The organism is Streptomyces sp. NPDC006326, assembly GCF_040612915.1.
Taxonomy (GTDB): domain Bacteria; phylum Actinomycetota; class Actinomycetes; order Streptomycetales; family Streptomycetaceae; genus Streptomyces.
Map to the genome: position 1 here is coordinate 25,713 of NZ_JBEXRC010000039.1, position 15,823 is coordinate 41,535.

General features: G+C 65.8%; 28 protein-coding genes and 1 pseudogene. All 29 read right to left on the reverse strand.

Going from position 1 to position 15,823, the window contains the following annotated elements:
• Positions 1 to 88 precede the first annotated feature (88 nt).
• The 29 genes and pseudogenes from rplQ to rplC all read right to left on the reverse strand — a co-directional run bounded on the left by rplQ (position 89) and on the right by rplC (position 15,808).
• Complete coding sequence (gene rplQ / locus ABZ128_RS26220; RefSeq protein WP_356851282.1) at positions 89 to 562, reverse strand: 50S ribosomal protein L17; 474 nt, start codon at positions 560 to 562, stop codon at positions 89 to 91.
• 92 nt (positions 563 to 654) lie between these two features.
• A complete protein-coding gene (locus tag ABZ128_RS26225; RefSeq protein WP_010473911.1) occupies positions 655 to 1,677 on the reverse strand; it encodes a DNA-directed RNA polymerase subunit alpha in 1,023 nt (340 codons plus the stop codon).
• 137 nt (positions 1,678 to 1,814) lie between these two features.
• On the reverse strand, positions 1,815 to 2,219 hold the full coding sequence (gene rpsK, locus ABZ128_RS26230) for a 30S ribosomal protein S11 (protein ID WP_003956432.1): 405 nt from the start codon (positions 2,217 to 2,219) through the stop codon (positions 1,815 to 1,817).
• A 54-nt stretch (positions 2,220 to 2,273) separates the two neighbouring features.
• Positions 2,274 to 2,654 carry a 30S ribosomal protein S13 gene (gene rpsM / locus ABZ128_RS26235; RefSeq protein ID WP_007265919.1) on the reverse strand — a complete coding sequence of 127 codons (381 nt, stop codon included), beginning with the start codon at positions 2,652 to 2,654 and terminating at the stop codon, positions 2,274 to 2,276.
• Between the two features lie 198 nt (positions 2,655 to 2,852).
• Complete coding sequence (gene rpmJ, locus ABZ128_RS26240; protein WP_003956441.1) at positions 2,853 to 2,966, reverse strand: 50S ribosomal protein L36; 114 nt, start codon at positions 2,964 to 2,966, stop codon at positions 2,853 to 2,855.
• Positions 2,967 to 3,039: 73 nt separating this feature from the next.
• Positions 3,040 to 3,261, reverse strand: a complete 222-nt coding sequence (gene infA, locus ABZ128_RS26245; RefSeq protein ID WP_003956442.1) for a translation initiation factor IF-1 — start codon at positions 3,259 to 3,261, stop codon at positions 3,040 to 3,042.
• 128 nt (positions 3,262 to 3,389) lie between these two features.
• On the reverse strand, positions 3,390 to 4,226 hold the full coding sequence (map, locus tag ABZ128_RS26250) for a type I methionyl aminopeptidase (protein WP_356851283.1): 837 nt from the start codon (positions 4,224 to 4,226) through the stop codon (positions 3,390 to 3,392).
• 92 nt (positions 4,227 to 4,318) lie between these two features.
• Complete coding sequence (locus tag ABZ128_RS26255) at positions 4,319 to 4,966, reverse strand: adenylate kinase (RefSeq protein ID WP_356851284.1); 648 nt, start codon at positions 4,964 to 4,966, stop codon at positions 4,319 to 4,321.
• On the reverse strand, positions 4,966 to 6,279 hold the full coding sequence (secY, locus tag ABZ128_RS26260; RefSeq protein WP_356851285.1) for a preprotein translocase subunit SecY: 1,314 nt from the start codon (positions 6,277 to 6,279) through the stop codon (positions 4,966 to 4,968). The genes ABZ128_RS26255 and secY overlap by 1 nt, the downstream gene beginning before the upstream one ends.
• A 189-nt stretch (positions 6,280 to 6,468) precedes the next feature.
• Complete coding sequence (rplO, locus tag ABZ128_RS26265; RefSeq protein ID WP_356851286.1) at positions 6,469 to 6,924, reverse strand: 50S ribosomal protein L15; 456 nt, start codon at positions 6,922 to 6,924, stop codon at positions 6,469 to 6,471.
• A 2-nt stretch (positions 6,925 to 6,926) separates the two neighbouring features.
• Complete coding sequence (rpmD, locus tag ABZ128_RS26270) at positions 6,927 to 7,109, reverse strand: 50S ribosomal protein L30 (protein WP_005313525.1); 183 nt, start codon at positions 7,107 to 7,109, stop codon at positions 6,927 to 6,929.
• Positions 7,109 to 7,711: a 30S ribosomal protein S5 gene (gene rpsE / locus ABZ128_RS26275; protein WP_007265914.1), complete on the reverse strand. Its 603-nt coding sequence runs from the start codon at positions 7,709 to 7,711 to the stop codon at positions 7,109 to 7,111. The genes rpmD and rpsE overlap by 1 nt, the downstream gene beginning before the upstream one ends.
• A 45-nt stretch (positions 7,712 to 7,756) precedes the next feature.
• Complete coding sequence (gene rplR, locus ABZ128_RS26280; protein WP_356851287.1) at positions 7,757 to 8,140, reverse strand: 50S ribosomal protein L18; 384 nt, start codon at positions 8,138 to 8,140, stop codon at positions 7,757 to 7,759.
• Between the two features lie 2 nt (positions 8,141 to 8,142).
• Positions 8,143 to 8,682: a 50S ribosomal protein L6 gene (gene rplF / locus ABZ128_RS26285; RefSeq protein ID WP_356851288.1), complete on the reverse strand. Its 540-nt coding sequence runs from the start codon at positions 8,680 to 8,682 to the stop codon at positions 8,143 to 8,145.
• A 20-nt stretch (positions 8,683 to 8,702) separates the two neighbouring features.
• Positions 8,703 to 9,101, reverse strand: a complete 399-nt coding sequence (rpsH, locus tag ABZ128_RS26290; RefSeq protein WP_007265911.1) for a 30S ribosomal protein S8 — start codon at positions 9,099 to 9,101, stop codon at positions 8,703 to 8,705.
• 223 nt (positions 9,102 to 9,324) lie between these two features.
• Positions 9,325 to 9,510, reverse strand: a complete 186-nt coding sequence (locus ABZ128_RS26295; RefSeq protein ID WP_003956452.1) for a type Z 30S ribosomal protein S14 — start codon at positions 9,508 to 9,510, stop codon at positions 9,325 to 9,327.
• 5 nt (positions 9,511 to 9,515) lie between these two features.
• Positions 9,516 to 10,067: a 50S ribosomal protein L5 gene (gene rplE / locus ABZ128_RS26300; RefSeq protein WP_356851289.1), complete on the reverse strand. Its 552-nt coding sequence runs from the start codon at positions 10,065 to 10,067 to the stop codon at positions 9,516 to 9,518.
• Positions 10,067 to 10,378: a 50S ribosomal protein L24 gene (rplX, locus tag ABZ128_RS26305; RefSeq protein WP_356851290.1), complete on the reverse strand. Its 312-nt coding sequence runs from the start codon at positions 10,376 to 10,378 to the stop codon at positions 10,067 to 10,069. The genes rplE and rplX overlap by 1 nt, the downstream gene beginning before the upstream one ends.
• Positions 10,379 to 10,380: 2 nt before the next feature.
• The gene (gene rplN / locus ABZ128_RS26310) at positions 10,381 to 10,749 is read right to left on the reverse strand and encodes a 50S ribosomal protein L14 (protein ID WP_003956455.1); all 369 of its coding nucleotides are present in this window, start codon (positions 10,747 to 10,749) and stop codon (positions 10,381 to 10,383) included.
• A 101-nt stretch (positions 10,750 to 10,850) separates the two neighbouring features.
• A complete protein-coding gene (gene rpsQ, locus ABZ128_RS26315) occupies positions 10,851 to 11,135 on the reverse strand; it encodes a 30S ribosomal protein S17 (protein WP_030773830.1) in 285 nt (94 codons plus the stop codon).
• Entirely contained in the window at positions 11,135 to 11,359 is a 225-nt protein-coding gene (gene rpmC, locus ABZ128_RS26320) for a 50S ribosomal protein L29 (protein WP_008739703.1), read from the reverse strand. Before rpmC ends, rpsQ begins: the two co-directional genes overlap by 1 nt.
• On the reverse strand, positions 11,359 to 11,778 hold the full coding sequence (gene rplP / locus ABZ128_RS26325; protein ID WP_030026326.1) for a 50S ribosomal protein L16: 420 nt from the start codon (positions 11,776 to 11,778) through the stop codon (positions 11,359 to 11,361). The genes rpmC and rplP overlap by 1 nt, the downstream gene beginning before the upstream one ends.
• A 5-nt stretch (positions 11,779 to 11,783) precedes the next feature.
• Positions 11,784 to 12,623, reverse strand: coding sequence for a 30S ribosomal protein S3 (gene rpsC / locus ABZ128_RS26330; RefSeq protein WP_114053739.1), 840 nt, complete (start codon positions 12,621 to 12,623; stop codon positions 11,784 to 11,786).
• The gene (gene rplV / locus ABZ128_RS26335) at positions 12,623 to 12,970 is read right to left on the reverse strand and encodes a 50S ribosomal protein L22 (RefSeq protein WP_007265904.1); all 348 of its coding nucleotides are present in this window, start codon (positions 12,968 to 12,970) and stop codon (positions 12,623 to 12,625) included. The genes rpsC and rplV overlap by 1 nt, the downstream gene beginning before the upstream one ends.
• A 43-nt stretch (positions 12,971 to 13,013) precedes the next feature.
• Positions 13,014 to 13,295 (reverse strand): 30S ribosomal protein S19, encoded by a 282-nt coding sequence (gene rpsS / locus ABZ128_RS26340; RefSeq protein WP_043230274.1) that lies wholly within the window; start codon positions 13,293 to 13,295, stop codon positions 13,014 to 13,016.
• Between the two features lie 12 nt (positions 13,296 to 13,307).
• The gene (gene rplB / locus ABZ128_RS26345; protein WP_356851291.1) at positions 13,308 to 14,144 is read right to left on the reverse strand and encodes a 50S ribosomal protein L2; all 837 of its coding nucleotides are present in this window, start codon (positions 14,142 to 14,144) and stop codon (positions 13,308 to 13,310) included.
• A gap of 40 nt (positions 14,145 to 14,184) precedes the next feature.
• Positions 14,185 to 14,487: pseudogene (rplW, locus tag ABZ128_RS26350) on the reverse strand (50S ribosomal protein L23); the annotation flags it as partial.
• Positions 14,488 to 14,507: 20 nt separating this feature from the next.
• On the reverse strand, positions 14,508 to 15,158 hold the full coding sequence (rplD, locus tag ABZ128_RS26355) for a 50S ribosomal protein L4 (protein WP_125540845.1): 651 nt from the start codon (positions 15,156 to 15,158) through the stop codon (positions 14,508 to 14,510).
• 5 nt (positions 15,159 to 15,163) lie between these two features.
• Positions 15,164 to 15,808: a 50S ribosomal protein L3 gene (gene rplC, locus ABZ128_RS26360; protein ID WP_356851292.1), complete on the reverse strand. Its 645-nt coding sequence runs from the start codon at positions 15,806 to 15,808 to the stop codon at positions 15,164 to 15,166.
• Positions 15,809 to 15,823 lie beyond the last annotated feature (15 nt).

Genomic DNA, 15,823 nt, shown 5'->3' on the forward strand with positions numbered 1-15,823 from the left:
GATCCTCTCAGACATGCAGAACGGGCCCGCCCCGGGAAGGGGCGGGCCCGTTCAGAGCCGATCAAGCAAGCTCGATCCCGAAGCGGGATCAGGCCTCCTTGGTCTCCTCGGCGGGGGCCTCGGTGGCCTCGGCCTTGGCCTCCGCCTCCTTGACCGCACGCTTGGTGGCGGCCTCGGCCTCGCCGGTGGCCTGCTGGGCGACCGTGAGGGCCTCGACCAGCTCGATCACGGCCATCGGGGCGTTGTCGCCGCGACGGTTGCCGATCTTGGTGATGCGCGTGTAACCACCGGGGCGGTTCTCGTAGCGCGGGGCGATCTCGGTGAACAGCGTGTGCACGATGCTCTTGTCCGTGATCGTCTGGAGAACCAGGCGACGGTTGTGGATGTCGCCCTTCTTCGCCTTGGTGATCAGACGCTCGGCGACCGGACGCAGGCGGCGGGCCTTGGCCTCGGTCGTCGTGATGCGGCCGTGCTCGAAGAGCGCCTTCGCGAGGTTCGCGAGGAGGTGCTTCTCGTGCGCGGCGCTGCCGCCCAGACGGGCACCCTTTGCGGGACGCGGCATGGTGTTACTCCTTCATATCTGCACCGGCCGTGTCAGGTACCGGTGTCAGTTCCCCCGGGGCGGATGCCGCGGGAAAGATCTACGGGTGCTGCTTAGTACTGCTCGGTCTCGACGAAACCGGCGTCCGCGTCGTCGTCGGCGCCGAAGGCGTCGGCGGCGGCGGTCGGGTCGAATCCGGGCGGGCTGTCCTTGAGGGCCAGGCCCATGCCGGCCAGCTTCGCCTTGACCTCGTCGATCGACTTCGCACCGAAGTTGCGGATGTCGAGCAGGTCGGCCTCGGAGCGGGCGACGAGCTCACCCACGGAGTGGATGCCCTCACGCTTGAGGCAGTTGTACGACCGAACGGTGAGCTCCAGCTCCTCGATCGGCAGGGCCAGGTCGGCGGCCAGGGCGGCGTCCGTCGGGGACGGGCCCATGTCGATGCCCTCGGCGTCGATGTTGAGCTCGCGGGCCAGACCGAACAGCTCGACCAGGGTCTTGCCGGCGGACGCCATGGCGTCACGCGGGCGCATGGCCTGCTTGGTCTCGACGTCGACGATCAGCTTGTCGAAGTCGGTGCGCTGCTCGACTCGGGTCGCCTCGACCTTGTAGGTGACCTTGAGGACCGGGCTGTAGATGGAGTCGACCGGGATACGGCCGATCTCCTGGCCCAGCTGCTTGTTCTGGACGGCGGAGACGTAGCCGCGACCGCGCTCGACGGTCAGCTCCATCTCCAGCTTGCCCTTGCCGTTGAGGGTGGCGAGGACCAGGTCCGGGTTGTGCACCTCGACACCGGCCGGGGGCGCGATGTCGGCAGCGGTGACCAGGCCGGGACCCTGCTTGCGCAGGTACATCACGACCGGCTCGTCGTGCTCCGAGGAGACGACCAGCTGCTTGATGTTGAGGATGAGGTCGGTGACGTCCTCCTTGACGCCCGGCACGGTGGTGAACTCGTGCAGGACACCGTCGATGCGGATGCTGGTGACAGCGGCACCCGGGATCGAGGAGAGGAGCGTACGGCGCAGGGAGTTGCCGAGGGTGTAGCCGAAGCCCGGCTCCAGCGGCTCGATCACGAACCGCGAGCGGTACTCGTCGACGACCTCTTCGGTCAGCGAAGGACGCTGAGCGATAAGCATGTCTGTGTTCCTTCAGTCGTGGACGCCCACTATTTGACGCCCGACAGGTACTGCTGGTTACTGCAAGGGTACGGGCGGCACGGCCCCCGAAGAGGCCGTACCGCCCGGACACTCAAAGACGCACGGGCGTCGCTGCGTCAGACGCGGCGGCGCTTCGGCGGGCGGCAGCCGTTGTGCGGGGTGGGGGTGACGTCCTGGATGGAGCCGACCTCCAGGCCCGTGGCCTGCAGGGAGCGGATCGCGGTCTCACGGCCGGAGCCCGGACCCTTGACGAAGACGTCGACCTTGCGCATGCCGTGCTCCTGCGCGCGGCGGGCGGCCGACTCGGCGGCCATCTGCGCGGCGAAGGGGGTGGACTTGCGCGAGCCCTTGAAGCCGACGTGGCCGGCGGAGGCCCAGGAGATCACGTTGCCCGAGGGGTCCGTGATCGAGACGATCGTGTTGTTGAACGTGCTCTTGATGTGGGCGTGCCCGTGAGCGACGTTCTTCTTTTCCTTGCGGCGCACCTTCTTGGCAGCGCCCTGACGACCCTTGGGGGGCATCTAAATCTCCTACGGGAGGTGGTCGGTCCTACAGCGCAAGACCGCTGAACAGGACTACTTCTTGCCCGGCTTCTTCTTACCGGCGATCGCGCGACGCGGGCCCTTGCGGGTACGCGCGTTCGTGCTGGTGCGCTGACCGTGCACCGGCAGGCCACGACGGTGGCGGATGCCCTGGTAGCACTGGATCTCGATCTTGCGGCGGATGTCGCCCTGGATCTCGCGGCGGAGGTCACCCTCGGTACGGAGGTTGGCGTCCACGTACTCGCGGATCTTGACGAGGTCCTCTTCGGCCAGGTCACGAACGCGGGTGTTCGGGTTCACGCCGGTGGAGGCGAGGATCTCCTTGGACCGGGTGCGCCCGATACCGAAGACGTAGGTGAGTGCGATCTCCACACGCTTTTCGCGCGGGATGTCAACACCGGAAACGCGTGCCATTCAATGGCTCCTGTGTGTTCGGGGGTCTTCCGCAGAACCACTCCCGACCGCCGACCACCCTTGCTGGGCAGTGGTACGTCCGGGTCCCCGGCCCCCGCCGGAGGTGCCGCCGGCCCTCTGCAGGGCTGGGCGGGTTCTGCGTATGTACGTTTTTACGTCGCGCGGAAGAACTGCGGAGTGCAGGTCGGTCGGCGTGCGTCAGCCCTGGCGCTGCTTGTGGCGCAGGTTGTCGCAGATGACCATGACCCGGCCGTGACGGCGGATCACCTTGCACTTGTCGCAGATCTTCTTGACGCTCGGCTTGACCTTCATGTTGGTGAGGTTCTCCGGGTCAGTGCCACCACCCGCACCGGGACGGATGCCCAGGCAGGAGTGAGGACAAGATCTACTTGTATCGGTAGACGATCCGGCCACGCGTCAGGTCGTAGGGAGAGAGCTCCACCACGACCCGGTCATCGGGAAGGATGCGGATGTAGTGCATGCGCATCTTGCCGCTGATGTGCGCGAGGACCTTGTGACCGTTCTGGAGTTCCACCTTGAACATCGCGTTCGGGAGGGACTCGATCACGGTGCCCTCGATCTCGATGGCACCTTGCTTCTTGGCCACGCTTCGCCTTTCGAATCGGCTACCTTGATCGGCCCACGGGCATGGGAATGCACGTAAGCCGACGAGTCAGTCTACGTCAGGGCACCCAGAAAGACGAATCCGGAAAGTTTGCCCACGAGTCTAGATCATTAACCGAGGGGGTCCGGGGCCGTGGTGACCCCGTACTCCGCGAGCTTCGCCTTGCCGCAGTCCGGGCTGGTCAGGACGATCGGACCCGCCTCCGTCAGGGCGATGGAGTGCTCCCAGTGGGAGGACCAGGTGCCGTCGGTGGTGATGACCGTCCAGTCGTCCGCCAGGACCTCCGTCCGGGGGGTGCCCAGGGAGACCATCGGCTCGATCGCCAGGCAGACGCCGGGCACCAGCTTGATCCCCTTGCCCCGCTTGCGCGAGACGTAGTTCAGCAGGTGGGGGTCCATGTGCATCTCGGAGCCGATGCCGTGGCCGCCGTAGTCCTCGATGATCCCGTACTTGCCGGTCGCGGGCCGCGGCTGGCGCCGGATGTAGCCCTCGATCGCCTTGGAGATGTCCACCAGGCGGTTGCCGTTCTTCATGGCGGCGATGCCGGCCCACATGGACTCTTCCGTGACCCGCGACAGCTCGATCAGCTCCGGGGCGTGACCGGTGCCCACGAACGCCGTGTACGCGGCGTCACCGTGCCAGCCGTCCACGATCGCGCCGGCGTCGATCGAGATGATGTCGCCGTCCTTGAGCACGGTCTTGTCGTCCGGGATGCCGTGGACGACGACCTCGTTGACCGAGGTGCAGATGGTGGCGGGGAAGCCGCCGTAGCCCAGGAAGTTCGACTTGGCCCCGGCGTCGGCGATGACCTTGCGGGCCACCATGTCCAGATCCCGCGTCGTGGCGCCCGGTACGGCCGCCTCACGGGTCGCCGCGTGGATCGCGGCGACGACCAGCCCCGCCTCGCGCATCTTCGCGATCTGCTCGGGGGTCTTGATCTGGACCATGGCTTGTGCCTTCCACCTTCGGATTGAGTCGTCTCAACAGTACGGCCGCGGCGTCCTGGGGACACCGCGGCCGTACGTGCAGAACAGGGGTACTACTTCTTGAGGGCGTCCATCGCGCGCTGCGTGACGTCCGCGACCTCACCGAGGGCCGGGATGGTCACCAGCAGGCCCTGGGCCTTGTAGTAGTCGATGATCGGCTCGGTCTGCGTGTGGTAGACCTCCAGCCGGTTGCGGACCGTCGCCTCGGAGTCGTCGTCGCGCTGGTACAGCTCGCCGCCGCAGGTGTCGCAGACACCCGCGGCCTTAGGGGCCGCGTAGACGACGTGGAACACGTGCGAGGAGTCGTTCCGGCAGATCCGGCGGCCGGCGATGCGCTTGACCACCTCGTCCTCCTCGACCTCCAGGTCGAGGACGGCGTCGAGCTTCATGGCCGCGGACTGGAGCATCTTGTCCAGCGCCTCGGCCTGGGACACGTTGCGCGGGAAGCCGTCGAGCAGGAAGCCGTTCACGGCGTCCGGCTGCTCCATGCGGTCCTTGGCCATGCCGATGGTGATCTCGTCGGGGACGAGGTCACCGGCATCCATGTACGCCTTCGCGCGCCGGCCAAGCTCCGTGTTCTGGCTGATGTTGGCGCGGAACAGGTCGCCCGTGGAGATGTGCGGGATCGACAGGTTCTTCGCAAGGAACGCGGCCTGCGTTCCCTTGCCCGCACCGGGCGGTCCGACGAGGACGATTCGCATCAGCGGAGGAACCCTTCGTAATTACGCTGCTGGAGCTGGCTCTCGATCTGCTTCACGGTTTCCAGACCCACACCCACGATGATGAGGATGCTCGTCCCGCCGAACGGGAAGTTCTGGTTCGCTCCGAAGCCGGCCAACGCCATCGTCGGCACTAGAGCGATGAGACCCAGGTACAGCGACCCCGGCCAGGTGATCCGGTTGAGCACGTAGCTCAGGTACTCGGCGGTGGGTCGACCGGCACGGATACCCGGGATGAACCCACCATACTTCTTCATGTTGTCTGCAACTTCCTCGGGGTTGAAAGAAATCGCCACGTAGAAGAACGCGAAGAAGACAATCAGGAGGAAGTAGGCGGCGATGTAGTACGGGTGGTCGCCCTTGACGAAGTGCTTCTGGATCCAGGTGGCCCAGCCTGCGGTGGACCCGCTGAACTGGACGATCAGCGCCGGGATGTAGAGCAGCGACGACGCGAAGATGACGGGGATCACACCCGCCTGGTTCACCTTGAGCGGGATGTAGGTCGAGGTACCGCCGTACGCACGGCGACCGATCATGCGCTTCGCGTACTGGACCGGGATCCGGCGCTGCGCCTGCTCGACGAAGACGACCAGGGCGACCATCGCGAGGCCGACGAGGATGACCACGCCGAACTCGACCCAGCCGTCGGCGATCTTGCCCTGGAGCTTGATCTGCCACAGGGCGCCGATGAAGCCGGCGGCGATCGAGATGAACATCAGGATCGACATGCCGTTGCCGATGCCGCGGTCGGTCACGAGCTCACCGAGCCACATGACGACACAGGTGCCGGCGGTCATGGTGACCACCATGACGATGGTCGTGAAGATCGACCGGTTCGGGACGATCTGGCTGGCGACCTGGCAGCCCTGGAAGAGGGCGCCAGTGCGGGCGGTGGCGACGAGGCCGGTGCCCTGCAGGATCGCGAGTGCGACCGTCAGATAGCGCGTGTACTGAGTGATCTTGGCCGTGCCGGACTGGCCCTCTTTTTTGAGGTTCTCCAGCTTCGGGATGACCACGGTCAGCAGCTGCAGAATGATGCTCGCCGTGATGTAGGGCATGATCCCGAGCGCGAAGATCGTGATCTGCAGCAGCGCGCCGCCGCTGAACATGTTGACCAGCCCGAACAGGCCGTTGCTGCTGCCTGCCTGTTCCACACACTGCTGGACGTTCTTGTAGCTCACGCCGGGTACCGGGATGTGGGACCCGAGTCGGAACAGCACGATGATGCCGAGCGTGAAGAGCAGCTTCTTGCGCAGGTCGGGCGTCTTGAACGCCCGGGCGAACGCGGTGAGCACGGTGCCTCCTGCGACCCCCGCGCTACTGCGTCAGAGGTGACGGTCTGAGGATCGACGAATACGTACAAGCAAAGGTGCAGGCCACCTTACCGGCGACTGCGCCCCCCGTGGAACGACCAACCGGGGATGCCCCATATGTGAGGCATCCCCGGTCGGGTTTTTACTCGCTATATGTCACCTGGGCTCGTCTTAGACGAGCTCGGTGACGGTGCCGCCGGCAGCGGCGATCTTCTCCTTGGCGGAGCCGGAAACGGCGTCAACCGAAACCGTCAGCGCCACGGAGATCTCGCCCTGGCCCAGGACCTTGACGAGGCTGTTCTTGCGCACCGCGCCCTTGGCGACCAGGTCGGCCACCGTGACCTCGCCACCCTCGGGGTAGAGGGCCGCGAGCTTGTCCAGGTTGACCACCTGGAACTCGGTGCGGAACGGGTTCTTGAAGCCCTTGAGCTTCGGCAGACGCATGTGGAGGGGCATCTGCCCACCCTCGAAGCGCTGCGGGATCTGGTAACGGGCCTTCTGGCCCTTCGTACCACGACCGGCCGTCTTACCCTTCGACGCCTCACCACGACCGACACGGGTCTTCGCGGTCTTGGCGCCGGGGGCGGGACGGAGGTTGTGGGCCTTCAGCGGGCTGTTCTCAGCCATGATTAGTCAACCTCCTCAACCGTCACGAGGTGGCGGACGGTGTGCACCATTCCGCGGAACTCGGGGCGGTCCTCCTTGACGACCACGTCGTTCAGGCGCTTGAGCCCGAGCGAACGCAGCGTGTCGCGGTGGTTCTGCTTGCTGCCGATGTACGACTTCGTCTGCGTGATCTTGAGGCGAGCCATTACACACCCGCCCCAGCACGCGCACGGAGCAGAGCCGCGGGAGCGACGTCCTCAAGGGGCAGACCGCGGCGGGCCGCGATCTCCTCGGGACGCTGCAGGCCCTTGAGGGCCTCCACGGTCGCGTGCACGATGTTGATCGCGTTGTCGGAGCCGAGCGACTTCGACAGGATGTCGTGAACGCCGGCGCACTCCAGAACGGCGCGCACCGGGCCACCGGCGATAACACCGGTACCGGGGGAAGCAGGCTTCAGCAGGACAACGCCGGCCGCCTTCTCGCCCTGGATCGGGTGCGGGATGGTGCCCTGGATACGGGGAACCTTGAAGAAGTTCTTCTTGGCTTCCTCGACGCCCTTGGCAATGGCCGCGGGAACTTCCTTGGCCTTGCCGTAACCGACACCTACGGTGCCGTCACCGTCGCCCACCACGACCAGCGCGGTGAAGCTGAAGCGGCGACCACCCTTGACAACCTTGGCGACGCGGTTGATCGCGACAACGCGCTCAACGTAAGCGGTCTTCTCGGCGGCAGCGCCACCGTCGCGACCCTTCCGGTCCCGCCGCTCGCCGCCACCGGCACCGCTTCCGCGGCGCTGGGGTCCAGCCATTGGATTACCTCTCTCTGTTACGTCCGTGAGTCCCGGAACCGGGGCTTAGAACTTCAGCCCGGCTTCGCGGGCGGCGTCAGCCAGAGCGGCAATGCGCCCGGCGTATCGGTTGCCACCGCGGTCGAACACGACGGTCTCGACACCCGCAGCCTTGGCACGCTCGGCGACGAGCGCGCCGACAGCCTGGGCCTGGGCGCTCTTGTCGCCTTCGCCACCGCGGATCGAAGCGTCCAGGGTCGACGCCGACGCAAGGGTGTGACCCTTGAGGTCGTCGATGACCTGGGCAACGATGTTGCGGTTGGAACGCGTCACGACGAGGCGCGGACGCTCCGCCGTACCCGAGACGTTCTTGCGGATGCGGATGTGGCGGCGAGCCTTGGCAGCGCGCTTGTAGGCGTCGCCCTTGGCGATCTTCACACCGTATGCCATGGCTACTTACCAGCCTTTCCGACCTTGCGGCGGATGACCTCGCCGGCGTACTTGACACCCTTGGCCTTGTACGGGTCGGGCTTCCGCAGCTTGCGGATGTTGGCGGCGACCTCGCCGACCTTCTGCTTGTCGATGCCCTCGACCGTGAACTTGGTGGGCGACTCGACCTTGAACGAGATGCCCTCGGGCGCCTCGACCAGGATCGGGTGGCTGTAGCCAAGCTGGAACTCCAGAGCGGAGCCCTTCGCGGCGACGCGGTAACCAACACCGCTGATTTCGAGAGCCTTGACGTATCCCGTGGTCACACCGGTGATCATGTTCGCCACCAGCGTGCGGGACAGGCCGTGCAGGGCCTTGTTCTGACGCTCGTCGTTCGGGCGGGTGACGTTCAGAACGCCGTCCTCACCCTTGACGATCTCGATCGGCGCGGCGACGGTGTGCGAGAGGAGACCCTTGGGGCCCTTCACCGCGACCGTGCGGCCATCGATGGTGACGTCCACACCGGCGGGAACCTGGATGGGGAGCTTGCCGATTCGCGACATTGCTTTTCCTCCGTTCCCGACTACCAGACGTAGGCGAGGACTTCCCCACCTACGCCCTTCTTGCCTGCCTGCTGGCCGGTGAGGAGACCGTGGGACGTGGAGATGATCGCCACGCCCAGGCCGCCGAGCACCTTCGGCAGGTTGGTGGACTTCGCGTACACGCGCAGACCGGGCTTCGAGATCCGCTTGATGCCCGCGATGGAGCGCTCACGGTTCGGCCCGAACTTCAGCTCAAGGACGAGGTTCTTGCCGACCTCGGCGTCCTCGACCTTCCAGCCGGTGATGAAACCCTCCTGCTTGAGGATCTCTGCGATGTGCGACTTGATCTTGCTGTGCGGCATCACGACGGTGTCGTGGTACGCCGAGTTAGCGTTACGCAGACGCGTGAGCATGTCTGCGATGGGGTCAGTCATGGTCATGAAGTGGCCTTCGGCCTCTCTCGCCGGGGTTTCCTGTATGCGCCATCCCTCTCCCCACTCAGTGGCGGGACGGGTGCGGCGCGGGGACCTACGGCGTAGTAAGTCGTTATGGGCGGCGGACGCCCAACCCCACAAGCCTACGGCATGCGGGGCCGGGCACCCACCGTCCAGATGCTTACCGAGAGTCTCTGGTTCTCCCCAAGTCCCTAGGGACGGAAGGGAATTACCAGGAGCTCTTGGTCACGCCCGGCAGCTCGCCACGGTGAGCCATCTCACGAAGGCACACGCGGCACAGGCCGAACTTGCGGTACACGGAGTGGGGACGACCGCAGCGCTGGCAGCGGGTGTACGCACGCACACCGAACTTGGGCTTGCGGGCAGCCTTCGCGATGAGAGCCTTCTTCGCCATCTCGCTTACGCCTCCTTGAAGGGGAAGCCGAGGTGACGAAGGAGCGCGCGGCCCTCAGCGTCGTTGGTCGCCGTGGTGACCACGGTGATGTCCATACCCCGGGTACGGTCGATCTTGTCCTGGTCGATCTCGTGGAACATGACCTGCTCCGTGAGACCGAAGGTGTAGTTGCCACGGCCGTCGAACTGCTTCGGCGACAGGCCGCGGAAGTCACGGATACGCGGCAGCGCGAGCGACAGCGTACGGTCCAGGAACTCCCACATGCGGTCACCACGGAGGGTGACGTGGCAGCCGATCGGCTGACCCTCGCGCAGCTTGAACTGCGCGATGGACTTGCGGGCCTTCGTGACGGCCGGCTTCTGACCGGTGATCGTCGTCAGGTCGCGGATGGCGCCGTCGATCAGCTTGGAGTCGCGGGCGGCGTCGCCCACACCCATGTTGACCACGATCTTCACGAGGCCGGGGATCTGCATGACGTTCTCGTACGAGAACTCCTCACGCAGCTTGCCGGTGATCTCCTCGCGGTACTTCGTCTTGAGACGCGGAGTGGTAGCCATCAGATGTCCTCACCCGTCCGCTTGGCAACGCGGATCTTGTTGCCCTCGTCGTCGAAGCGGTAGCCGACGCGGGTGACGACCTTCTTGCCGTCCTTCTCCACAACCAGCTGAACGTTGCTCACGTGGACCGGGGCCTCGGTGATCACGATGCCGCCGGCCTGGTTCTGCGCAGCCTTGGTGTGCTTCTTGACCCGGTTGACACCCTCGACGAGGACGCGGTTCTCGCCGGGCATGGCCGCGATGACCTTGCCCTGCTTGCCCTTGTCCTTACCGGTGATGACCTGGACCAGGTCGCCCTTCTTGATCTTCATGCTTACAGCACCTCCGGCGCGAGCGAGATGATCTTCATGAACTTCTTCTCGCGCAGCTCACGGCCGACGGGGCCGAAGATACGGGTGCCGCGAGGGTCGCCGTCGTTCTTCAGAATGACAGCGGCGTTCTCGTCGAAGCGGATGTACGAGCCGTCCTGGCGGCGGCGCTCCTTGACGGTGCGAACGATGACCGCCTTGACGACGTCACCCTTCTTCACGTTGCCACCGGGGATCGCATCCTTGACGGTGGCGACGATGACGTCACCGATGCCCGCGTAGCGGCGACCGGAACCACCGAGAACACGGATGCAAAGGATCTCCTTGGCACCAGTGTTGTCGGCGACACGCAGTCGCGACTCCTGCTGGATCACGTCTATCTCCTGATTGTCTGCCGGTTCCCGGCGAGGGGTCCGTTGCCGGAGCCCCTCGCCGAGCCTGGCGGAACTGACCTGAGGGAAATCCCCTCAGGTAATTACTTGGCCTTCTCGAGGATCTCGACGATGCGCCAGCGCTTGCTCGCCGACAGCGGACGCGTCTCCATGATGAGGACGCGGTCGCCGACACCGGCAGCGTTCTGCTCGTCGTGAGCCTTGAGCTTGTTCGTACGGCGGATGACCTTGCCGTACAGGGCGTGCTTGACGCGGTCCTCAACGGCGACGACGACGGTCTTGTCCATCTTGTCGCTGACGACCAGACCCTCGCGGGTCTTGCGGAAGCCGCGCTCGGTCTTGTTCTCAGTCACGTTGTTCTCGCTCATCAGGCGCTCTCCACCGTCTCGATGCCGAGCTCGCGCTCGTGCATCAGGGTGTAGATCCGGGCGATGTCCTTACGGACGGACTTGAGCCGACCGTTGTTCTCCAGCTGGCCCGTGGCAGCCTGGAAGCGCAGCTTGAACAGCTCTTCCTTGGCCTCGCGCAGCTTGCCAACGAGCTCCTCGTTGCCGAGCTCACGCAGCTCGGACGCCTTGGTTCCCGTTGCCATCACGACTCACCTGCCTCGCGCCGCACAATCCGGCACTTCATCGGAAGCTTGTGAGCAGCGCGGGTGAGCGCCTCACGAGCAATCTTCTCGTTCGGGTAGGACAGCTCGAACATGACCCGGCCCGGGTGCACGTTGGCGATCCACCACTCGGGAGAACCCTTACCGGAACCCATGCGGGTCTCGGCGGGCTTCTTCGTCAGCGGACGGTCCGGGTAGATGTTGATCCAGACCTTGCCGCCACGCTTGATGTGGCGGGTCATCGCGATACGAGCCGCCTCGATCTGGCGGTTCGTCACGTAGGCGGGGGTGAGCGCCTGGATGCCGTACTCGCCGAACGAGACCTCAGTACCGCCCTTGGCCATACCGCGGCGCTTCGGGTGGTGCTGCTTGCGGTGCTTGACCCTACGAGGGATCAGCATGTCGGTCAGGCCTCCGTTCCGGTGCTCTCAGCCGGAGCGGCGGCAGCGGCCTCGGCCTTGGGGGCCTCGGCAGCAGCAGCCTGCTGCGGCTTGCGGCCACCACGGCCGCCGCGCTCGCCACCACGGCCACCACGGCCGGCGGGACGGTCGCCAGCGCCGGCACCACGGGCCGGGCGGTTACCCGCACGGGCCGCAGCGTTCTCGGCGCGAACCTCGGCGATGTTCTTGACGTCGCCCTTGTAGATCCAGACCTTCACACCGATACGGCCGAAGGTGGTCTTGGCCTCGAAGAAGCCGTAGTCCACGTTCGCGCGCAGCGTGTGCAGCGGCACACGACCCTCGCGGTAGAACTCGGAGCGGGACATCTCGGCGCCGCCGAGACGGCCGCCACACTGGATCTTGATGCCCTTGGCGCCGGCCTTCATGGTGCCCTGCATGCTCTTGCGCATGGCACGACGGAAGGAGACGCGGGAGGAGAGCTGCTCGGCAACGGCCTGGGCAACGAGCTGAGCGTCGAGCTCGGGGTTCTTGACCTCGAGGATGTTCAGCTGGACCTGCTTGCCCGTGAGCTTTTCGAGGTCGCCGCGGATGCGGTCGGCCTCGGCGCCACGGCGGCCGATGACGATGCCCGGACGAGCGGTGTGGATGTCCACACGCACGCGGTCACGGGTGCGCTCGATCTCAACCTTCGAGATGCCGGCGCGCTCCATGCCGGACGTCATCATCCGACGGATGGCGACGTCTTCCTTGACGTAGTCCTTGTACAGCTTGTCGGCGTACCAACGCGACTTGAAGTCGGTGGTGATGCCGAGTCGGAACCCGTGCGGGTTTACCTTCTGGCCCATTACCGGGAACCTTCCTTGCTGCTGACGACCACGGTGATGTGGCTGGTCCGCTTGCGGATCCGGTAGGCACGGCCCTGGGCACGCGGACGGAACCGCTTCAGGGTCGGGCCCTCGTCCACGTACGCCTCGCTGATGACCAGCGTGGAGGCGTCCGGGTGGTTGTAGTTGTGTGCGGCGTTGGCAATGGCGCTGTCCAGCACCTTGCCGACCGGCACGCTCGCGGCCTGCGGGGCGAAACGCAGGACCGCCTGAGCCTCCGTGGCATCCATGCCACGGATGAGGTCCACCACGCGGCGGGCCTTCATGGGCGTGACGCGGATGTACCGCGCCTGGGCCCTGGCTTCCATGGTTGTCCCTTCGGTGTTAGTCATAGTCGTAACCACCCCGCGTTTAGCGGCGCTTCGACTTCCGGTCGTCCTTGACGTGGCCGCGGAAGGTGCGAGTCGGCGAGAACTCGCCGAGCTTGTGGCCGACCATCGACTCGGTGACGAACACCGGGACGTGGGTCTTGCCGTTGTGCACCGCGATGGTGTGACCCAGCATCGCCGGGATGATCATCGAGCGACGGGACCAGGTCTTGATGACGTTCTTGGTACCAGCTTCGTTCTGAGCGTCCACCTTCTTGATGAGGTGTCCGTCGACGAAGGGTCCCTTCTTGAGACTGCGCGGCATCTAAACCCGCTCCTAGCGCTTCTTGTTCGTCTTGCGGCGGCGGACGATGTACTTGTTCGAAGCCTTCTTCGGCGAACGAGTACGACCCTCCTTCTGACCCCACGGGGAGACCGGGTGGCGACCACCACTGGTCTTGCCCTCACCACCACCGTGCGGGTGGTCAACCGGGTTCATCGCGACACCGCGGACGGACGGGCGAACGCCCTTCCAGCGCATGCGGCCGGCCTTGCCCCAGTTGATGTTCGACTGCTCGGCGTTGCCGACCTCGCCGACCGTCGCGCGGCAGCGCGCGTCGACCAGGCGGATCTCACCGGACGGCATACGAAGGTGGGCCATGGTGCCCTCCTTCGCCAGCAGCTGCACGGAGGCACCCGCGGAGCGGGCGAACTTGGCGCCACCACCGGGACGGAGCTCGATCGCGTGGATCGTGGTACCGACCGGGATGTTGCGGAGGGCCAGGTTGTTGCCGGGCTTGATGTCGGCCGTGGGGCCGTTCTCAATCCGGTCGCCCTGGTTCAGACCGCGGGGAGCGATGATGTAGCGCTTCTCGCCGTCCGCGTAGTGCAGGAGCGCGATGCGCGCGGTGCGGTTGGGGTCGTACTCGATGTGCGCGACCTTGGCCGGCACGCCGTCCTTGTCGTGACGACGGAAGTCGATCACGCGGTAGGCGCGCTTGTGTCCACCACCCTGGTGGCGAACGGTGATCCGACCGGTGTTGTTACGGCCGCCCTTGCTGTGCAGCGGGCGAACCAGCGACTTCTCCGGCGTGGACCGCGTGATCTCGACAAAGTCGGCGACGCTGGAGCCACGACGGCCCGGGGTCGTCGGCTTGTACTTGCGGATACCCATTTCTCAGTCCTCGTCCGATTCCGGACGACTCAGGACTCCGTTAGGAGGCCTGGCCGCCGAAGATGTCGATACGGTCGCCCTCAGCGAGGGTCACGATGGCGCGCTTGGTGTCAGCACGCTTGCCGAAACCGGTCTTGGTGCGCTTGCGCTTACCCTGACGGTTGATCGTGTTGACCCCGGTGACCTTGACCGAGAAGACCGCCTCGACGGCCTGCTTGATCTGGGTCTTGTTGGCGCCGGGCGCGACGATGAACGTGTACTTGTTCTCGTCCAGCAGCGCGTAGCTCTTCTCCGAGACAACCGGCTTGATCAGCAGGTCGCGCGGGTCAGTGAAGGTCTTGCTGGTAACGGTCGCCTCAGACATCAGGCGTCGCTCCCTTCGGTCTCGTCGGCCTTGGGGCCAGACACGAAGGACTCCAGCGCGGCCTGGGTGAAGACCACGTCGTCAGAGACGATCACGTCGTACGTGTTGAGCTGGCCCGGCTCCAGGATGTGAACCTGGGGCAGGTTGCGGGCGGACAGCCACGCGGCCTCGTCGGCACGCTCGACGACCAGGAGCAGGTTCTTGCGCTCCGTGATCTTGCCGAACAGCGTCTTGGCGGCCTTCGTGGAGACGGCACCCTCGACCACGCCGGTGACGACGTGGATGCGGGAGTGACGCGCACGGTCCGAGAGGGCACCGCGGAGGGCGGCGGCCTTCATCTTCTTCGGGGTCCGCTGCGAGTAGTCACGCGGCACGGGGCCGTGGACGACGCCACCGCCGGCGAACTGCGGAGCGCGGGTCGAACCCTGACGGGCGCGGCCGGTGCCCTTCTGGCGGTAAGGCTTCTTGCCACCACCACGGACTTCGCCACGGGTCTTGGTCTTGTGCGTGCCCTGACGGGCAGCAGCCAGCTGGGCGACGACGACCTGGTGGATCAGCGGAACGCTGGTCTTCGCGTCGAAGATCTCCGCGGGGAGCTCGACGGTACCGGCCTTGTCGCCTGCCGGCGAAAGGATGTCAATGGTGCTCATTAACCTCAAGCCCCCTTGGCCGCGGTACGGACCAGGACGAGGCCGCCGTTCGGACCGGGGACTGCGCCCTTGATGAGCAGCAGACCCTTCTCCGCGTCTACCGCGTGGATGGTCAGGTTCTGGGTGGTGACGCGCTCGTTGCCCATACGACCAGCCATGCGCATGCCCTTGAAGACACGCCCAGGGGTGGCGCAGCCACCGATCGAACCGGGGGAGCGGTGCTTGCGCTGCACACCGTGACCGGCGCCGAGGCCCCGGAAGTTGTGGCGCTTCATGACACCGGCGAAGCCCTTGCCCTTGCTCTTGCCCGTGACGTCAACCTTGACGCCGGACTCGAACACCTCAGCAGTGATCTCCTGGCCGAGCGTGTACTCGCTGGCGTCGGAGGTGCGGAGCTCCACCAGGTGGCGGCGCGGGGTCACGTCGGCCTTGGCGAAGTGGCCCTTGAGGGGCTTGTTCACCTTGCGCGGGTCGATCTCGCCGAAGGCGATCTGGACCGACTCGTAGCCGTCGGTGTCGTTCGTACGGACCTGGGTCACGACGTTCGGGCCGGCCTTGACGACGGTGACCGGAACAACACGGTTGTTCTCGTCCCACACCTGCGTCATGCCGAGCTTCTCGCCCAGGATGCCCTTGATCTGCTTAGCCATCTCTCAGATCACCGG